The following is a 3,775-nucleotide window of genomic DNA, read 5'->3' as shown; positions in this document are numbered from 1 at the left end:
CGATCCGCCATAGCGTACTGAGTATCATAAGCGATTGTCCAGCACATGTAGGCGATGAATAGTAGCCAGCACCAGATATCAGGCGCGCCTTGCACGGCGACATAAGCCATGGGTATCGCCCAGCCAAAGGCGGCAGCCAAAAACACTTGCGGCAAATGGGTGTAGCGCTTCATAAACGGATAGATAAAGGCCAGAACGACTGCGCCCAATGACCAATAAAATACGGTTATAGGTAAAAACAATAGCAAACTGGCGCTCAGTACAACTAAGACCAAAAACGCCGCTATCGCCTCGCGTCCGCTTAGACGACCGTCAGCTAGTGGGCGACCTTTAGTACGCGTGACGTGTCCATCTACTTTGCGATCGGCAAAATCATTAATGGCGCAGCCTGCCGCTCGCATCAAAATCGCGCCTAATGCAAAGAGCACAAACACCTTTAAACTCGGTAGACCTGCTGTTGCGCCATCCACTTGCTGGGCTTGACCCATAGCCGCGAGCATCACGCCCCAGAGGGTGGGCCACAAGAGTAGCTCTATACCGACAGGCTTGTCAAAGCGCGTCAGTTGCATATAAGCATAGAGCTTATCTTTAAGTGTGAGATGAAGATAGTTTGCCATTAATTACTCGTCTTAGAACCTTTATGCTTGGTTATGACCTTCTGTATTTTTTATTTTTGTGCTTATTAATTTTAAAACCTTTGACGTATTGATAGCTTTGATTTATGGTTCAATTTGCTTCCATAACTTCATGGCTTCAGCTAGCGTTAGTCCAGGGTATTTTGTGCGTAGCGCCTTAATGGCAGCTCTTTTATTTCCAGCTGCTGCTTGATTGCGTAAATAGGTCAACTGCTCTTGTGGATCGCTCAGCGCTCTTAGGTGCGCCTCAAGTTGCAAGATTCGCGTGCGAAGTATGATATTGACCAATAATAAGGCTGCACCTGCCGCCCAAATGACTATCGTTAGCATCCTATGCTCCTAGACTATTCATTACTCATTTAAATATTAGGCAAAGTAGCCATCAAAGCGCAGCGCAGTATTTTGCCAGCTTTCATCGGCTTGTCGCTGCGCAAATACTGGCGCGTATTGTGGACGCTTAACGATGACGCGGCCACCCTGCTCGTTATGCCCAGCGATAAAATCCTCAGCGCTTTGCAACAACTGCACTTCCTCAATCAAGGTTGGCGGATAAGCTAATTGATGCAGCACTTGCATGTGCTTACCAACCTTTGCTCCCTTACCTGTTTTACTATCTTGATGGCTGTCCTCTGGGAACATCGGGTCTAAATACACCATATCGACGATACTATCATCAAGTGTCGATGCACTTTGTTTGTCAGCAAAATAACTCCGTGCATCGATGTTGATGATGTGCAAACGCGTCATCAGCTTTTGCCAGTTTGGTTGTGCGCTCATGCGGCGCTGTTCTGCCAATAGTAATAATGCCATCATCGGCTGCTGCTCAAGCATAATGACTCGTGCGCCTGTACTGGCAAGTATCAGACTGTCATGACCAAAACCTGCGGTGGCATCAATGACTATACTATCTGCTGTGATTTTAGCCGCTTGCAAAAGCAGCTCTGACTTGCGTCCTGCGCTGACCACACGCCGCTGTAATTTGTCCCACTCTGGCGCCACACTCAAACCATCAGCAATTAATGATAATTTATCCTTGTCATCTAACCATAAAACAGGATCATCGTGCAAAGCGCTCAACTGCTGCTTAATTTTTTGATTGACTTTACCAATCGTCTGCTCAATGCTCAGTTGCAATGATAACTGATGTTTATCAAGCAGATTTTGCAGTGCATCGATTTGCGGTTTTTGCCTATCAGTAGCGTAGTATAAGTGACATATAGGCAGTGCTGACATGACTCACTCTCGTATAATTAAAAAGATAAAGCGGTTTGTCCTATAAAAAGCTATCCCGCAAACTGATAACCAAAGACCCAAGCGGCGACTAATACGACTATTCCTGTGATAATGCGCAGCCAGGCAAAGATTTTAAAGTCGCGGCGACTGACCCAAGCTACTAGCCAGCGGATACAAAGCAGCGCGACGACAAAGGAGACGATAGTGCCCACTCCCAATACGAGCCAATCCTCCTGACTGGTCAATACCTCATGGTGCTTGAGCAAATCGAGCAAGCCTGCGCCAACAATCACAGGAATACCCAAAAAGAAAGAAAACTCCGCTGAGGCTTTGCGCGACACGCCAAGCCACAAGGCACCGATAATAGTAGCGCCAGAGCGAGATGTGCCTGGTATCAGCGCTAAGCATTGCAGCAGTCCAATCTTGAGCGCCGTCGCCACACGCACGTCTTCCGCTTCACTGGCGATAATCGTTTGCGGACGATTTTCGACGTAGAATATCAATAAACCACCGATGATAAGCATAATCGCCACGGTTATTGGATTGAATAAATAGGCTTTTATCTCATTAGCAAAGGTAAAGCCGACGATCATCACAGGAATAGTGGCGACAATAAGACTGAGTCCCAGCTGCCTTGGGTTGGTCATCGTATCTGATTGACCCGTTATCAGCCCCATAAGAGCGCCCCATAAGCGGCCCCAGTAGTCATAAATGACCGCCAAAATAGCACCGAGCTGTACGACAACGACGAACAAATCGACTTTATCTTTGGTCCAAAAGTTCATGACATCTGCGGACAAAATCAAGTAGCCGGTGCTAGAGATGGGTAAAAACTCAGTGATACCTTCGACGATACCCATGACAACGGCTTGAATTAATAAAATGATATCCACGGCAATCTTCCTAAAAGCAGCGCTGAGCTAAACTGAGCTGGTATGGGTTGTTAAATAGTGATTAAGCGAGCTTGTAACCTTAAGAATAAACGACTCTAGGCTTTGCCTTGCTCTTTGAGAGTCTTCCAAGCTTGATTGCGTAGATATTTAGGTAAGGCATGCGCAGCATCCGTACCGCCTGTTTCCCTAAACTGCGCTAGCCCCACCTGCCCGATGACAGTAGCGTCTGGTACAACGGACTCATAGATTCGCTGACCATCACGCAGGGTTAATAGTCCAGCGCCGTTACCCGCGATAGCAAAATTTAGCTCAGTCTGCGTGTCATAATCTAAAAGTTGCTCAGTTTCTGTAGAGACTGACTGCATGATGTCGTCTACTAATGAGTATTGTCCAAAATAAACTTGCTGCATACGCGCATCAAGAGCGCTATAGACTGACTCGATACCATATTCTTGGTAGGCAGCTTGCGCGATCACTTGCAAGCTAGATACCCCAACGCAAGGCAAATCATGCGCCACCGACAGCGCTTGCACCACAGCGGTATTAATACGGATACCGCTAAAAGCACCTGGCCCGCGATTAAATATCAAGGCTTGAATGTCAGCAAGTTTAAGCTGATTAGCTTGCAAAGCGGCGTCTATCATCGGTAGTATCTGCCGAGTTTGCTCACGCTTACCTTTCTCAGTCTGGCTAAAGATAACTTCACCGTCGCGGCCCAATATCGCAATTGAGCACTGATCAAATACCGTATCTATCGCTAAAAACATAAGACCTCAGCTTTGGCTAGGAGCACCTAAAAATAGCGCCTATGATAACATTTAGTGTGCATACTATTTGCAAATTTGTTCTGGCGCATCTTCGAAAGCCATACTCATAAAAAGCCCCAAAACTGACATGAGTTTGGGGCTTATCAAAATGATATTTTCTTATCAACTAAAAGCGTTTTTTAAAGTCTTTTGGTGCTTTATTCTGCATCTCTTGCATCTGCTTTTGCATATCTTCCGCGCTTGGCAT

The 3,775-nt window shown here is 46.4% G+C and carries 5 protein-coding genes; all 5 read right to left on the bottom strand.

Annotated features, from left to right (window positions below; all coding sequences use genetic code 11):
• Window positions 1–617 (bottom strand): 4-hydroxybenzoate octaprenyltransferase (locus ACTXGO_RS10875; RefSeq protein ID WP_443574474.1); only part of this gene is annotated, 617 nt, incomplete at its 3' end.
• A gap of 102 nt (window positions 618–719) precedes the next feature.
• Window positions 720–965 carry a hypothetical protein gene (locus ACTXGO_RS10870; RefSeq protein ID WP_317199072.1) on the bottom strand — a complete coding sequence of 82 codons (246 nt, stop codon included), beginning with the start codon at window positions 963–965 and terminating at the stop codon, window positions 720–722.
• A gap of 36 nt (window positions 966–1,001) precedes the next feature.
• On the bottom strand, window positions 1,002–1,868 hold the full coding sequence (locus tag ACTXGO_RS10865; protein ID WP_443574472.1) for a class I SAM-dependent methyltransferase: 867 nt from the start codon (window positions 1,866–1,868) through the stop codon (window positions 1,002–1,004).
• Window positions 1,869–1,918: 50 nt separating this feature from the next.
• Complete coding sequence (locus ACTXGO_RS10860; protein ID WP_443574470.1) at window positions 1,919–2,761, bottom strand: undecaprenyl-diphosphate phosphatase; 843 nt, start codon at window positions 2,759–2,761, stop codon at window positions 1,919–1,921.
• Between the two features lie 95 nt (window positions 2,762–2,856).
• Complete coding sequence (tsaB, locus tag ACTXGO_RS10855; protein WP_443574469.1) at window positions 2,857–3,528, bottom strand: tRNA (adenosine(37)-N6)-threonylcarbamoyltransferase complex dimerization subunit type 1 TsaB; 672 nt, start codon at window positions 3,526–3,528, stop codon at window positions 2,857–2,859.
• Window positions 3,529–3,775 lie beyond the last annotated feature (247 nt).

The organism is Psychrobacter sp. T6-1, from assembly GCF_052258445.1.
This window is presented reverse-complemented; position numbering and strand designations above follow the sequence as displayed.